This window comes from Paenibacillus sp. PvR133, assembly GCF_017833155.1.
In the GTDB taxonomy this organism is placed as follows: Bacteria; Bacillota; Bacilli; order Paenibacillales; family Paenibacillaceae; genus Paenibacillus; species Paenibacillus polymyxa_B.
Map to the genome: position 1 here is coordinate 2864647 of NZ_JAFIBS010000001.1, position 14520 is coordinate 2879166.

Consider the following 14520-nt stretch of genomic DNA (forward strand, 5'->3'; position numbering starts at 1 on the left):
TGATATAGTAATCTTCGGATTGAAGGATCACCTTATAAAACATATTAAGTATAAGTTTGGAGGAAATAATACATGGATACCTTCTTTATTATTTTAAATGTTATTGTGCTGCTTTTGCTGCTAGGCGTATTGGTCTGGATGCAGAAAAAGCACATCTCCTTTACAAAAAGGGTATTTGCCGGACTTGGCTTCGGACTGATCTACGGGGCTGTTCTACAATATGCCTATGGGGCAGGCTCAGAGGTCATTACAAAATCAGTTGATTGGTTCAACCTCGCAGGTAATGGTTATGTCCGTTTGCTGCAAATGGTAGTTATTCCGCTTATCATGGTGTCGATTATTTCGGCTATTATGAATTTGAAGGGAAGACAGAACCTTGGCAAAATCAGCGTGTCCATTATTGCAGTACTACTGATTACAACGGCAATTGCTGCTTCAGTTAGTATTGTAACCAGCTTGTCGTTTGATCTAAAGGCAATTGAGATTCAAGGTGGGGAGAAGGAACAAGCACAGGGGTTGAAGATGGAAGAGCGTCTTGGAACAGTTCAGGACATGACCATTCCACAGCAGGTGCTGGAATTTATTCCTTCAAATCCTTTTGAGGATATGACGGGAGCACGTCGTACGTCGACGCTGGCGGTGGTCATTTTCTCGGCCTTTATCGGTGTGGCTGTGCTCGGATTGGATCGTAAAAAACCAGAACAGGCGCAAACCTTCCGTAAAGTGATCGATGCAGTGTACGCTGTAGTGATGCGGATTGTAACTCTGGTGCTGAGATTGACTCCTTACGGCATTTTAGCACTGATCACTAAAGTAGTAGCTACGACCAATCCGGATGAAATTTTGAAGCTAATCAAGTTTGTGCTCGCTTCTTATGTGGCTCTGTTGGTCATGTTTATCATTCATCTTATTTTGCTGGCCTTGTTCGGCTACAATCCGGTGACGTATGTGAAAAAGGTATTGCCTACACTGGTTTTTGCTTTTACTTCTCGTTCCAGTGCGGCGACCATTCCGTTAAATGTTGAAACACAAACGAAAAAGCTTGGTGTGTCCGACGGCATCGCGAATCTGTCTGCGACCTTGGGAGCGACTATTGGGCAAAACGGCTGTGCTGGTATTTATCCGGCAATGCTGGCGGTCATGATTGCTCCAACCGTGGGTATTGATCCAACGAGCTGGGATTTTATCCTCACGCTTATTCTGGTAGTTACGGTCAGCTCGTTTGGCGTGGCGGGTGTAGGCGGTGGTGCCACTTTCGCTTCCCTGATCGTGCTTTCCACCATGAATCTTCCAGTGGCATTGGCAGGATTGCTCATCTCAGTCGAACCGTTGATTGATATGGGACGCACAGCGTTAAATGTCAATGATTCTATTACCGCAGGTCTCATTTCAGGCAAGGTGCTTAAGGAGAACGATCAAGACGTGTTCAACAATCATGGCATGGATTTGGATGCAACGGCACACTCCTAAGTGAATGATAAACGAAAGGTGTACGATGCATTCCCCTATCGCATCTGTAGCCTATATAACACACGTACAGTGTGTACTCAGCAAAGAGCCGACCTTAAGGTCGGCTCTTTGTATCGAGTTTAGGACAGTGTAAATTATTGCTGTTCACGAATCCTAATCTATGATACATTAAAATAATGTTTTTCCGGCTTGCTTCGGATGAACCGCGGTTCGCAACCATCCCGCGCTATCAAAACTAGGAGGATTTCATGTTTAATCTGTTATGGGGGGCAGCTTTTGTCCTCGTCAATTTTATGTTCTTTTTGTTATGTTATCGGTTGTTCGGTAAAAAAGGGCTGTACGCCTGGATTGGTGTTGCTACTGTACTAGCCAACATTCAGGTAACCAAAACGATTGATCTGGTCGGCATTACCACGACATTGGGAAATACGATGTATGTTTCTATGTATATGGCCAGCGACTTACTGAATGAAAAATATGGGCCTAAAGAGGCGCGTAAAGCTGTGTGGTTCGGCTTCTTCACTCTGATTATGACGACGATAACGATGCAAATGGTGCTGCAGTTCCAGCCTACTGCAACGGATTTTGCCCAGACACCGATGCAACAGCTGTTTGGATTGTTGCCAAGGCTTGCGCTTGCCAGCTTGACAGCCTATGCGGTCAGTCAATTGCTGGACGTGCGTTTGTATGCCTGGATTCGCAAGTTTTTTCCGGAACGTCATCAGCTCTGGATTCGCGGCAATGGCAGCACGATGATCAGCTCGTTTATAGATACGCTCATTTTCTGTACTATTGCCTTTTACGGTTATGCGTGGGGCATATGGCTCGAGATATTATTCACCACCTACATCTTAAAATTTGTACTGACCGCGGCGGGTACACCCATTTTGTACATCGCACGCAATTTTCGCTTTATAGAAGAGGAGGAGCAAACCCTCAAGCCATGATGGCTTGGGGTTGCCCCTCCTTTTTTCATACTTTTTACATACCGATATAATGAATAGCGATGTTTTTATCCCAGCACTGTCAGTTCTTTTGGAAAAGAGGTAAGCACTTCAACACCATCAGAGGTGACCAGAACGTCATCTTCAATCCGCACACCGCCGAGGCCTGGCACATAGATACCGGGTTCGATTGTGAACACGAAGCCTTCATGAAGCAGATCGCTATTGCCTCCGTGTACAGATGGATATTCGTGAACACTCATGCCAAGGCCGTGTCCAACTCGATGGTTAAAGGCAGGACCATATCCAGCGGCTTCAACAACAGCCCGTGCTGCCTGATCTACGGATGCGCAGGAAACTCCCGGGCGAATGGCGGCAATTCCCGCTTCGTTCGAGCGAAGAACCGTATTATAAATCGTTTCCAGTTCAGCCGATAGCTTTCCAAAAGCAAAAGTGCGTGTAATATCCGAAGCATAGCCATCGGAATATACGCCCATATCAAACATGAGCAGATCGCCAGGCTGTAGCTTGCGGGTGCCTGGAACACCATGAGGCAAGGCTGTTTTGGGTCCAGACAGCACTGTTGTGTCAAAGGACGGGCCATCTGCGCCGATTTTTTTCATCTGATATTCGATTTCTGCCACCAGTTCGACTTCCGTCACCCCTTCACGCACATGGGTGAGACCGTGGCGAAGAGCATCTTCCACCAAACGAGCTGCATGTTTCAGACGTTGTACTTCTTCAGGAGTTTTTCTCACACGCATTTCTTGAAGCACAGGACCCAGATCCACATATTGAGCCGCGCCAATAGCAGTATGTAACTGTTCATAACGGAGGACGGAGACGTGCTCCTTTTCCAGCGCAAATGTTTTCACTCCGGTGCCTGTACGTTGACGCAACAGATCATATGGATTGTCCGTATCGGTGTGGGTGGATATACGAGTCACAGAAGAAGCAGCTTGGGCGGCTTCTGCATCCAGGGCGGGTACGATCAGTTCTGGTTCTTGGTCCCGAAGCAACACCAGACCAAGAAAACGCTCATGCGGATCACTGGCAAAGTCCGTCAGGTAGTAAATATGTTTAGGATCGGTCACAAGCAGGCCGTCCCAAGACTGTGACTTCAGTTCATCATACAGTCGGGTTATTTTCTCATTCATAAAGTCTCATTCCTTTCTGTCTATTTATTCATTATAGCTCTTCATACATAATTATTTATAGCATTGAATGACTTATTCTCTTTCCTGACATAATGTTTGCAGTCGTGCCTGTACATTCTGATCATAGTAACCACCATGGTAGCAGAGTACCTTCTCGACATCCAATACAGTTAGTTTATCGAGGCTCTTCAGGGCCAGCGGCATATCCGGCGTAGCCGACTCTGCAGGACCGACCAGTTCACCTTCGACTACCAGCAGTTCATCTGCTGCCAATAGTAGCTTTTGTGCGGGCACATACAAGCTTATATGCCCGGGCGTGTGACCGGGTGTATGAATAATCTGTATGCCCCCACCATAAGGCAGATGCTCACCGTCCTCAAGAATATGAGCAAAGCGCAAATCTGGTAGGCGGCGAATCATATCCTCTGCTTGCTGCTTAAGCACAGTATCCATTTGTTTAATCCGTTCGGGCGTCAGCTTCACAAACGGTCGCTCTCCTGTCATGTAAGGAACGTCATCCTTATGGGCTAACAGGGCAGTATTCGGCAGCAGATCCAGCAGTGCATGAACATTTCCGATATGGTCAATATCCTGATGTGTTAAAATAATTCTTTTCACGCGGCTGATATCCTCACCCACATCTGAGATAGCCTTGCGTAATGGCTCCAATTGGCCGAGCATTCCCGTGTCAATCAGTGTAAGTCCATCCTCGTCCTTGAGCAGTACAGGATAAATGGTCGTTTTTCCAAAAAAAGATTCCATAGGTATTTCTAAAATCAAGAGTTGAGTTCCAATATTCATATTAAGCTGCTTCAGAATCCCTGACTCTGAAACATACCTCCCGTCTCATTGTGTTAAATCACTTACCTCGTTTTTGTTTTTCTTCAAGCTCTATTATAAAACCCTTTGGGACTAATCCGCAAAACAACTCGATATGGCTGATCGGGCGCTTGTCTTGTACAATAAATAAATCACACAATAGGAGGCGGATACGAATAATGAATAAGGACCAATCTTTTTCCATTGAATTTGCGTGCAGAGAGGATCTTCCCGATATTGTGGACATTTATAATTCTACGGTCGCAGGACGAATGGTCACAGCAGATCTGGAACCGGTGACAGTGGAGAGCCGTATTCCATGGTTTGAGGCTCATCAGGAAAACCACCGCCCTTTGTGGGTATTAAAACAAAAGGGTGCAATTGCCGGATGGGCCAGCCTTCAGTCCTTTTATGGGCGTCCAGCTTATAACGGTACAGCAGAAATTAGCATATACGTCCATGAGGATTCTCGTGGAACCGGAGCAGGGAGTCGACTGGTACAGCACTTGCTAAATGAATGTCCGAGACTGGGGATTACAACGTTGTTGGGATTTGTTTTTGGTCATAATGAGCCAAGTATTGGGCTGCTGCGGAAGTTTGGTTTTGAGCAATGGGGATACTATCCGCGTGTAGCTGTGCTCGACAGCATAGAGCGAGATTTAGCGATATTGGGCAAGCGAGTGGATGAATAATAGCTTATGACAGTTAAATATTTTTTGTAATGTGTACAGAAAAAGGCTGTTTCCAAAATCGTCTCATACACTGCGGATGATTTTAGGAGCAGCCTCTTTTACTTTGCTATTTTCATCGCTTTTAGCGCTGTGGTTTAAAACGTATGCTGTGAAAAATTTGATTAAGCACCTCAGACAGCACCAAACCGACAGCAATAGCACCTGCGATCATCAGCGTGCTCATGGCCAGCTCCAGTGCCTGAGGATAATGTTGTTGTACGAACTGGCGCATGGCATTATAGGCCATTCCCCCTGGAACGAGCGGAATCATGCCTGCCACACTGAAAATAATCACAGGCATTTTGTACAGCCGCGCAAAGCCTTGACTGACGATGCCGATGAGAATCGTTGCCAAAAGGCTGGCGCTCACAGGCCCCATGCTGTCCGTGGTTGAATAATAGACAAGCCAGCCTAGCATACCAACAAAACCGCATTGCAGTAGTGAACGCCGGGGGGCATGGAAAAGTATGCCGAAAGCAGCGGTGGCAATAAAGCTTGTGAATAATTGTGCAAGCATAGACTTGAATCTCCTCCGAATCACATATAAGAAATGATAACCGCAACGCCAGCTCCAATGCCGAAAGACGTCAGGCAAGCATCGGCTCCCTTGGAAAGACCCGAAACAAGGTGCCCGGACATTAAATCACGGATGGCATTTGTAATTAGCAAGCCTGGAACCAGTGGCATGACAGAGCCAATAATAATTTTATCCATCATCTGTCCCCAGCCTACTATCGTTAATAGAGCCGCCAGCAAGCCGATTAGAAAAGATGCAGAAAACTCTGAGAAAAACTTAACCTTAACGAGCCTGTGAAAATACTGTACAGCTGCAAATCCGATACCTCCGCATAACACAGCTGCGGGGAAATCTCGCCACACTCCACCAAACATGATCATAAAGCAACCGCTGGCCAACGCAGCAGCCATCAGCTGTACACGGTTGGAATAGCGGAGGGGGCCACGTTCAATCTCCGAAAGCTCCTTGACGGCAGCGCGAGGAGACAAATCGCCTGTACTGATTTTACGTGAAATGGAATTGACCTCTGTCACCTTGTGCAAATCGGTGGTCCGCTCTACGATGCGGATGAGCTTGGCAGGCTCCGAATCATTAATGGCAAAAAAAATCCCAGTTGGTGTTACATAGCTATGGGACTGGGATATGCCATAGGCTGAAGCAATGCGGGACATCGTGTCTTCAACACGATAGGTTTCGGCTCCATTTTGCATCATCAGTTTGCCCGCCAACAGACAAACTTCAATGATTTCAGGAGTAGGATAGGAATGATTATTCATACTCGCTCTCTTTCATTCGTACCGGGCCGTTTGACCCTATTATTTTCATTTATTGTAGCACAAAAAGCCGCCTTTTCAGAGGCGGTCATGTTAGGCGGAAGCCAAGGATTTCGTCAAGATTCTATCATATCGGGAATAACGGTATAGTAGGACTCTTCCAGATATGTTGCGGCCTCAGACAGACCCATCACCTTAAGCTGTCCAGCTACAAAAGCACGAAGGGCAGAATGGGTGAACAAATGCCGTGTCTGGGCATCCCGAATAAAAGCCAGTCTGGCTTCTCGCGAACTGTTGTGGAACAACTCACGCACAGCTTCGCCTTGTTGTTCCCAAAGGAAAGGCTCCGTTACGGTCAAGAGGGCACTCTCCATAGAAGAGCTATGCTTGGCAGAAGAAGATAACTGGATGCCCAACCCGTTTAGCGTAGGAGCTGCTTCATTGTGCTTCCGTTCTGTTCGCAAGCTGTCGATATACGCAGCCATATCCTGAATCGGTTCGATACCAAAGCGTTCGCGAAAGCATTCGCGTACAAACGCGGTGCGTTCATCTACAATCTGAGGCAGTCGCTGACCTGCATGTCCAGAATAGTCATCTCCACTGGCGTAGTATCGTTTTAATGAACTGTTCTCTGTATAAACAACGCTTAAAAAATCCTGCAAATGACGGGCAACCACCCACACACCCGTCCAATCGACGGGAGATACACATACTATAGGGGCCCGGGAAAGGTCCTTTTCAAGCCCAAAATCCGTTAAAAAGCCATAATGTATTCCGTCCACCCCTGCGTGGGCAAAAGGAACAACATCTGGTGGTGTAGCCATATATCGTGGCGCGCGGCCCTGCTCCATAATCAATCCCAAATCAAAACTCAGAGAATGCCGGTTCGCTTCGAGCTCTTTTTCAAATTCTATAAGTGCCTCAATCAAAGGTGTAGCTGATCCATAGGCTAGGTTAGAACCGGAATCCATCGTGTATGCCTCCCTTATCCAAGTACATCCGTAAAGCGTTCATCCCTAAAAGGTACGTGATTTTACACGAAATGTAAACCTGTATGACGAATATTTTCAAAAATGTGACCTTTTACCCGTGTGTTGTCAAATAAAACGCTTTCGGGCAAAGCAGGACAAGATACCTATGTTAGCTCGTTAGAGAAGTAAAGTGAGTTTGTGAAAATGCGGTCTTTTCAGTGTATGTTAGCAAACGTGAAGTGTGATTGCAGGATGCGCAGTTGAAGGACAAGGTGCAACGTAACAGGCCAACGGGTATAATATCAGGACAAGGTGAAAAGGAGCGTCATCCGAAGATTTAACAGAAAGAAGTGGGCATATGAATTTGCAAAAGAAGGCTGTTTTTTTTGATGTAGATGATACGATGTACGATCATTTGCACCCTACACGCGATGCATTGCGTACAGTATTAGGATTGAGTGAGCGTTTTCCTTATGAGAAAGCCTACCATCGTATTCGCTATTACAGCGATGTACTATCGGCTAAAGGAGGACTATTGGAGGGGAAGGCAGGGCCGGATGAACTGGATGAGATGAGGGAAGGCCGTTTCATTCTGGCTTTACAAGAATTCGGGGTAGAAATTACCCGTGAGCAGGCAGTAGATGTTCAACAAGAATACTTGGATCGTCAGTACCGAATTGAGCCTTTTGAGGGGGCGACCTCGTTAATAAATGATTTGAGCTCGGCTGGCTTTTTAGTTGGATTAATTACAAACGGTCTTGAAGAACACCAGATGAGCAAGATCAAGGCCATGGCACTGGAAAATCATGTTGCAGCAGAGCATATCTTTGTATCTGGGACCGTTGGCTATGCCAAGCCTGATCCGCGCATTTTTGAAGTAGTGAACGAACGGACAGGAACGTTAGCAGAGCACTGCTGCTACATTGGGGATTCCTGGCGTAATGACGTGGCGGGAGCTATAGCTGCGAATTGGCAGGTGATCTGGTTCAATCACAGGAACGCTCCCCCGGAGACTGACGTGCTGGGGATCTATAAAACAGCAGCAAGCTATGCAGAGTTAAGAAGGTTGCTTCTGCCGGACGCTCGATAGACACGGTATATACCGTATTTATATAAGAATCAACCTATTTTGAAGCCATTCCAAAAGATAACCCGTAATACTATTTATCTGTTATAGAACTAACTTTATTGGTATTGGTTTAGAACAGAGAAGGAGGGGATCGCGCATGGTAGAACAATGGAGGCAGGCAGAAGACATCATAAGTCAAGTGACCGTATACAGTACGGAGGATAATGATCCGGTTACCATTAAAACAGGCACTCAAGACGTCCGCTGTATTGGCATCGGGACAGATGCGGCCGTATTTACGCTCGATACGTTGCCAGGCTACGCGTTCAAGGTGTACTCAGACATGGCGATCGAGAAGAAAGATGCGGAGGCCGACGTATATGAGCGTTTGCGAGGGTCTGACTTTTTTCCTCATTATTACGGAAAAGGCGACAAGTATATTGTCATAAGTTATGAATCCGGTATTACGCTGCTGGATTGTCTGCTGCAAGGAATTCCTGTGCCAGAGCAGGTCATTCTAGATGTGGAAAAGGCGAGGGAATTTGTCCGATCCAAGGGGCTGAATCCCCGTGATATTCACCTCAAGAATGTACTCATGCAAGACGGACGTGCCAAGGTATTGGATGTATCTGAATACGTGAAGGAAGGCGATGACAAGCGCTGGGAGCATTTGGTGTGGGCGTATCATACGTTTTATTCTGGTATCTCGGAGGTTAAGGTTCCCTCATGGATTTTGGATACGATTAAAAAATGGTACTACAAGCTGGACAACTCCAACTTTAATCTGGAGGAGTTTGCCCAGCGTGCCAGTCAATTGTTCTCTAAATGGAGGTCATAACCGCTGTAAAGAAAACGGATATGCAGACTGACCTTTCCATAGCAAAAAGGATTGCACCCGTATTTAGGGGAGCAATCCTTTTCTTTTATCTGAAATCCCGAGGCACTCTTCTGGCTGTACCGCTCGCAATCGCGGCTTGAATCACCTTTTCACGCACCCGTTGAACTGCACTCTCGTTAAATACACCAGGGATAATATACAGCTTGTTTAGTTCTTCAGGACGGATCGTGCCTGCGATGGCCTCTGCGGCCGCCAGCTTCATCTCTTCGTTGATTTCACGGGCACGGCAGTCGAGCGCCGCTCGAAAGATGCCAGGGAAACAAAGCACATTGTTAATTTGGTTAGGATAGTCCGAACGTCCGGTGGCGATGACACCCGCAATGTCCTCGACGTCCTCTGGCGCAATTTCGGGAACCGGGTTAGCCATAGTGAACAGCACAGGGGCTTCTTTCATACGTTTCACGTCTTCTCGTTGCAGTAGTCCACCTGCCGACAGCCCGATAAACACGTCAGCATCCTTCAGAACCTCGGACAGCGTGCCCGACAGCCGTTCAGGGTTGGTATGCTGCGCATACCAGTTCCACATCGGATGCTCGTATGTTTCATCAGCTGTAAGCGCTCCGTGACGATCTACGCCAATGATGTTGACTGCTCCTGCAGATAGCAAAATTTTCGTACAGGCCACACCCGCAGCCCCGATACCACAGACGACAATTTTGACGTCAGACAGGGCTTTGCCGACAACCTTGAGCGCATTGATCAGCCCTGCGTATAAAACGACAGCTGTGCCGTGCTGATCGTCATGAAAAACAGGTATGTCCAGCTCTTTACGTAACCGCTGTTCAATCTCAAAGCATCGTGGCGACGAAATATCCTCCAGATTAATCCCGCCAAAAGCTGGGGCCATTTGTTTAATGGCCTTAATGATCTCTTCGGTGTCCTGCGTATCCAGACAGATTGGAAAGGCATCGACGGAGCCGAGCTGCTTGAACAGCATGGCTTTGCCTTCCATAACCGGCATGGCTGCATAGGGACCGATGTTCCCTAGCCCGAGAACAGCGCTTCCGTCAGAGACGACAGCGACCGTGTTGCGCTTGATCGTCAAGCGGAAAGCTTTGTCCGGTTCCTCGTGAATCGCCATGCATACGCGTGCCACATCGGGGGTATATACCCGGGATAAGTCATCGCGGTTTTGAATTGGGACTTTGGGCTGCATTTCAATTTTGCCCCCGAGGTGTAATAGGAAGGTACGATCAGAGATGGATAATACCTTAACACCTTGTGCTTTTTTAATCCGAGCAATCATTCGGTCGATTTCTGCTGGATCGGCAATGGTAACTGTAATATCCCTCACAGTGACCTTCTCAGAGGTGCTAATGACGTCAATGGCAATCACATCTCCGCCATGTTCGTTTACCAGCGTAATCAATTGACCAAATTGGATGTGTCCGGTGGAAATTTCCAATCGCAAAATGATGTTTTTACCGCCAATACCGCCTTGCATACAAATTCCTCCTTTGTCTTCCATAACAAAATCATACTTAGGATCAATTGATTGCGCTTACAATAGGAAACGGATGTAAATCTATGCTGATATTTTAAATTAGTGGTTTCTTCCCCTATCATAGTGAACAATCTCTCGCTTGTACAGATCAAGTTGAGTAATATCTATTATTTTGTATTTAAAAAAGGACGAAAGCCAGGCTGTATTCCAGTCCAAGCGATCATCCTTTTTTTTATAAAATGATCTATTTTATTTTCACGCATTCGATCTGTTACGTCATATTTTTACCGTAGTAAATTTCGTCCATTTCGATTTTGAGACGTGTTGATATATTTTGTTGCTCTTTTTCACTCAGACTTTCCTTGGTGTAGCCGAACAGGTAATTGTCCAGATCGAATTGTTTTAGCTTACATTTGGTATGGAAAATATTTTCCTGATACACATTCACGTCGATCATGTCATACTGACTGCGCACTTCGTCTGGAATATAGTTTTGAATGGAGGCGATATCATGGTCGATGAAAAGCTTATGTCCATTCGTATCACGTGTGAAGCCGCGTACCCGGTAATCAATCGTCATAATGTCGGTGTCGAAAGAATGAGTCAAATAGTGGAGTGCCTTGAGCGGGGAGATTTCCCCACAGGTAGAGACATCAATATCAGCTCGAAACGTACTGATCCCCTCGTCTGGATGATATTCCGGGTAGGTGTGCACCGTAATATGGCTTTTATCCAGCTGTATCACGACAGATTCAGGCAGGGGGCCTGGTGACTCGTCATAAGATTCAGTCGGTACCTCCACAATGGGTCCTTCTGATATAAGTACTGTTACGCTGGCTCCTTGAGGTACATAATCCTGCTGGGCTACGTTGAGTACGTGGGCGCCGATAATGTCAGATACATTTTTTAAAATAGCTGTCAGCCGATCTGAGTTGTATTGTTCATCAATATATTCAATATACGCCTCGCGTTCTTCTTTGGTTTTGGTGTAACAAATATCGTACATGTTGAAGCTCAATGATTTGGTCAAATTGTTAAATCCGTGCAGGGTAATCCGCTGTTCCGGTGTTATGGTCATAGGCTATTTCCCCTTATAGTCGCAGTATTCATACATAATATTCCCAACACTCCTTTTCATATACCGATTCATAAAATCAGTTCTGTAGCTGTTAGATTAAAGCCTTGAACAACTATGTCTTACCCGTTTGGCATAATTAAAAACAGGCAGGGCAGAGTCTTTGTTTTTACATGTATGGAAATTTTAACGTATATATACTTTATTTCTTACTCAGCGATTTTTAAGTAACAGGACTTATAATGTAGACTATGCATAGGGCAAAGGAACTGAATGGACAGAGGACTCGTAGTAAAACATAAGAACCGGGTTAGTAATTCATTAATTTAATGTGTGTCACCTTCACAATGCTGAAAGCTTAACCGAATATGATTATAGACCCGAAAAAATAGTGATTTTGTATATTGCGTAAATCGAGAAAAGCAACTTCAGCTAATAATGTGCGTATAATGAAATAAACGTAAGAAGCTGAGAATTATGAAGTTAAAATGAATTTTGATAGCAAAATTTAATTTACAAACCGATCCCATGTTACTGTCAGGATTTTGCAAAATTCGATTCCAGTCGCTCCGAAGTGCAAGATATAGACGGACTAAACCATTTCGATCTATATCTTGTTCATTGGAAAGTTCATTGGAAGTCGCTTATGAGATTTTTGCAAAATCCTCTACTGTAAGAAAAACGGTGAAAGGAGTATCAAGATGCTGGCTTTGTCCGATCCGGCCTGGACTCTGCTCCAAGGCCCCTACGGTTCTTCTCAATACGTCCCAGAAATGTTGAAGCAGCTCCAAGCCGGATATGACGGCGAAATGGCTGACACCTTGTATTGGGAGGAACTGTATCACCAAAATACGTTGTATACTTGTACATTTGCGGCTGTACCTTACCTTGTAGACATTGCGTTAAAAAGTTCTGATATAGGGATTCGTGCAGATATATATAACATTTGCGGAATATTCGAAGCGAAGAATAACAATCCTCTACATACCAAAGTTCCATTGGAATTTACAAGGGATCAGGTGAAAGTGGATTCTAGTCTGGCTGAATATATTTATGCGCAATATCGGAGTGCCATTGTCCGACTTGCAGAATTGACTGAAGAAATGGTGCTCTATGCGAAGGAACACGAAGGAGATATCGGTAAACGCTATGTTCTGGCTGCGGGTGCTGCTTTTCAGGGTTATCGCTGCGTAGCTTATATGCTACAAAGCTTCGATACAGGTGACGAATATACGCTGGATTGTCCGCATTGCGGTACCCCGCTCTATATTTGGCCTGATGAACAGAATGACACCCTGGTTGTCTATGATAAAGATCCTGTAAATTCAGACAATCTGGTTCCCCATCCGATCAGCCCCCGTTCATTGGACCGTAGAGGTGCTAATATGCAGTGGTTACACGAATATGCCCAAAAAATTGAAGAGAACAAGCTGCTTGCCCAATTACCCTATTTAAACGGTTGGGTAGATTGTCCAGTGTGTAATACGCCCATATATATATGGGATGAGTTGATGAAAATGGCTGATGGTGTTCGGAGGTATACCGCTTAATCAATCAAAAAAGGGTGCTGTCTTCTACAGCCCCCTCATTTCCTCTTATATTTTTCCATCTAATCTCCGTATGCTTTGCCAATTCTACTCCCGAAACGGATTCAAAAAGGTTTTAGGAATGTCGGATTCAAAACGCAGCAATACTCCGGTGACGGGATGAATAAATGACAATACCCTCGCATGTAGGCCAAGACGCCCAATCGACTTGGATTTGGAACCGTATTTTTTATCTCCAACAATTGGATGGCCGATATCCTCCATATGTACGCGGATTTGATTTTTGCGTCCGGTTTCCAAACGTACTTCCAGCAAAGAAAAATGCCGATTGGCTTGAAGCAGCTTGTAATGAGTGACTGCGTGCTGTCCGTCATTCGGATAAGGACTGGAATACATTTTTAGCGTCTTGCTTTCTTTCAGCCATGAAGTGATTGTACCCTCAGCTTTTTTAACTTGTCCTTCGACAAGAGCAATGTATGTTCGTTCATACACAACTTCCTTCCACGCTTTTTGCATTTCCTGCTGTATGGCTTCGCTTTTCGCAAACATCATCACTCCTGATGTATCACGATCCAAACGATGCAGTACAAAAATACGATTGTACGGATGTTCGCGCCTCACATGGGCCGTAAGCTGGCGATATGCTGTTACTTCCTGCTCCTGCGCTGAAGCCACGGACAGCAACCCGGCATCCTTATGGATAACGATAATGGCTTCATCCTCATGCAAAATACGTAGCCCAGTCAGTGGTACGACGGGAGTTATTTTTTCCTTGGAAAGAGCGACAGTCTGACCTTGCTCCAGTGGAAAATTATGCACGGTACGCGGAATGCCGTTGACGGACACCTGCCCACGAGCCAGTGCTGATTTAATGGAGTTACGACCCATGCCAGTCACATGTTCTACTAAAAAGCTCAATAGCTCGGCAGGCTCCTGGACGATGTATGTTTTGGCAGGGGCTTTATCTAAAGCATTCGTTCTCCGTTGAGCTTCCGGTTTATGGGAGCCAGATCTTCCGGCAGGTTTATGACTGCGTTTGGAATGGCTTGCGTTTGACGTAGATTTTGTATGATTTTTCCGTTGGGGTTTCCGATTGTTCATGGAT

Annotated in this window: 14 protein-coding genes; 6 read left to right on the top strand and 8 right to left on the bottom strand. The window is 45.7% G+C overall.

The features are described from left to right. Positions 1-72 precede the first annotated feature (72 nt). Complete coding sequence (locus JOE49_RS12565; protein ID WP_025724316.1) at positions 73-1470, top strand: L-cystine transporter; 1398 nt, start codon at positions 73-75, stop codon at positions 1468-1470. A gap of 248 nt (positions 1471-1718) precedes the next feature. Further along, positions 1719-2417 (top strand): queuosine precursor transporter, encoded by a 699-nt coding sequence (locus JOE49_RS12570; RefSeq protein ID WP_209941378.1) that lies wholly within the window; start codon positions 1719-1721, stop codon positions 2415-2417. 65 nt (positions 2418-2482) lie between these two features. Here JOE49_RS12570 and JOE49_RS12575 read toward each other — a convergent pair whose 3' ends face one another. Then, complete coding sequence (locus JOE49_RS12575) at positions 2483-3571, bottom strand: M24 family metallopeptidase (RefSeq protein ID WP_209941380.1); 1089 nt, start codon at positions 3569-3571, stop codon at positions 2483-2485. A gap of 72 nt (positions 3572-3643) precedes the next feature. After that, a complete protein-coding gene (locus JOE49_RS12580) occupies positions 3644-4372 on the bottom strand; it encodes an MBL fold metallo-hydrolase (protein ID WP_028543006.1) in 729 nt (242 codons plus the stop codon). Between the two features lie 197 nt (positions 4373-4569). Between JOE49_RS12580 and JOE49_RS12585 the strand changes: the two genes are divergently transcribed. Then, positions 4570-5082: a GNAT family N-acetyltransferase gene (locus JOE49_RS12585; protein ID WP_209941387.1), complete on the top strand. Its 513-nt coding sequence runs from the start codon at positions 4570-4572 to the stop codon at positions 5080-5082. Positions 5083-5203: 121 nt separating this feature from the next. On the opposite strand, the gene JOE49_RS12590 is transcribed toward JOE49_RS12585, so the two are convergent. From JOE49_RS12590 to JOE49_RS12600, 3 genes are all read right to left on the bottom strand, one after another. After that, a complete protein-coding gene (locus JOE49_RS12590) occupies positions 5204-5638 on the bottom strand; it encodes a threonine/serine exporter family protein (protein WP_013309318.1) in 435 nt (144 codons plus the stop codon). A 20-nt stretch (positions 5639-5658) separates the two neighbouring features. Further along, positions 5659-6414, bottom strand: a complete 756-nt coding sequence (locus tag JOE49_RS12595) for a threonine/serine exporter family protein (protein WP_013309319.1) — start codon at positions 6412-6414, stop codon at positions 5659-5661. A gap of 113 nt (positions 6415-6527) precedes the next feature. Next, complete coding sequence (locus JOE49_RS12600) at positions 6528-7382, bottom strand: hypothetical protein (protein ID WP_209941389.1); 855 nt, start codon at positions 7380-7382, stop codon at positions 6528-6530. Between the two features lie 358 nt (positions 7383-7740). On the opposite strand from JOE49_RS12600, the gene JOE49_RS12605 reads away from it, so the two are divergent. Then, on the top strand, positions 7741-8472 hold the full coding sequence (locus tag JOE49_RS12605) for an HAD family hydrolase (RefSeq protein ID WP_209941391.1): 732 nt from the start codon (positions 7741-7743) through the stop codon (positions 8470-8472). Positions 8473-8608: 136 nt separating this feature from the next. Further along, complete coding sequence (locus tag JOE49_RS12610) at positions 8609-9289, top strand: serine/threonine-protein kinase (protein WP_023987697.1); 681 nt, start codon at positions 8609-8611, stop codon at positions 9287-9289. Positions 9290-9374: 85 nt separating this feature from the next. Here the strand turns inward: JOE49_RS12610 and JOE49_RS12615 are convergent, their stop codons facing one another. After that, entirely contained in the window at positions 9375-10793 is a 1419-nt protein-coding gene (locus JOE49_RS12615) for an NAD-dependent malic enzyme (RefSeq protein ID WP_023987698.1), read from the bottom strand. A 271-nt stretch (positions 10794-11064) separates the two neighbouring features. Next, positions 11065-11871 (bottom strand): adenosylmethionine decarboxylase, encoded by an 807-nt coding sequence (gene speD, locus JOE49_RS12620; RefSeq protein WP_209941393.1) that lies wholly within the window; start codon positions 11869-11871, stop codon positions 11065-11067. Between the two features lie 698 nt (positions 11872-12569). Here speD and JOE49_RS12625 point away from each other — a divergent pair. Continuing rightward, a complete protein-coding gene (locus JOE49_RS12625; protein WP_023987699.1) occupies positions 12570-13418 on the top strand; it encodes a hypothetical protein in 849 nt (282 codons plus the stop codon). Between the two features lie 84 nt (positions 13419-13502). Here JOE49_RS12625 and JOE49_RS12630 read toward each other — a convergent pair whose 3' ends face one another. Then, on the bottom strand, positions 13503-14516 hold the full coding sequence (locus tag JOE49_RS12630; protein WP_023987700.1) for an RluA family pseudouridine synthase: 1014 nt from the start codon (positions 14514-14516) through the stop codon (positions 13503-13505). Positions 14517-14520: the final 4 nt, after the last annotated feature.

Excerpts from the sequence above, each read along its gene's own strand:
- JOE49_RS12595 (WP_013309319.1), bottom strand. The coding sequence starts at position 6,414 with ATGAATAATCATTCCTATCCTACTCCTGAAATCATTGAAGTTTGTCTG.
- JOE49_RS12605 (WP_209941391.1), top strand. The coding sequence starts at position 7,741 with ATGAATTTGCAAAAGAAGGCTGTTTTTTTTGATGTAGATGATACGATG.
- JOE49_RS12600 (WP_209941389.1), bottom strand. The coding sequence starts at position 7,382 with ATGGATTCCGGTTCTAACCTAGCCTATGGATCAGCTACACCTTTGATT.
- JOE49_RS12615 (WP_023987698.1), bottom strand. The coding sequence starts at position 10,793 with ATGCAAGGCGGTATTGGCGGTAAAAACATCATTTTGCGATTGGAAATT.
- JOE49_RS12575 (WP_209941380.1), bottom strand. The coding sequence starts at position 3,571 with ATGAATGAGAAAATAACCCGACTGTATGATGAACTGAAGTCACAGTCT.
- JOE49_RS12610 (WP_023987697.1), top strand. The coding sequence starts at position 8,609 with ATGGTAGAACAATGGAGGCAGGCAGAAGACATCATAAGTCAAGTGACC.
- JOE49_RS12630 (WP_023987700.1), bottom strand. The coding sequence starts at position 14,516 with ATGAACAATCGGAAACCCCAACGGAAAAATCATACAAAATCTACGTCA.
- JOE49_RS12580 (WP_028543006.1), bottom strand. The coding sequence starts at position 4,372 with ATGAATATTGGAACTCAACTCTTGATTTTAGAAATACCTATGGAATCT.
- speD (WP_209941393.1), bottom strand. The coding sequence starts at position 11,871 with ATGACCATAACACCGGAACAGCGGATTACCCTGCACGGATTTAACAAT.
- JOE49_RS12625 (WP_023987699.1), top strand. The coding sequence starts at position 12,570 with ATGCTGGCTTTGTCCGATCCGGCCTGGACTCTGCTCCAAGGCCCCTAC.
- JOE49_RS12570 (WP_209941378.1), top strand. The coding sequence starts at position 1,719 with ATGTTTAATCTGTTATGGGGGGCAGCTTTTGTCCTCGTCAATTTTATG.
- JOE49_RS12585 (WP_209941387.1), top strand. The coding sequence starts at position 4,570 with ATGAATAAGGACCAATCTTTTTCCATTGAATTTGCGTGCAGAGAGGAT.
- JOE49_RS12565 (WP_025724316.1), top strand. The coding sequence starts at position 73 with ATGGATACCTTCTTTATTATTTTAAATGTTATTGTGCTGCTTTTGCTG.
- JOE49_RS12590 (WP_013309318.1), bottom strand. The coding sequence starts at position 5,638 with ATGCTTGCACAATTATTCACAAGCTTTATTGCCACCGCTGCTTTCGGC.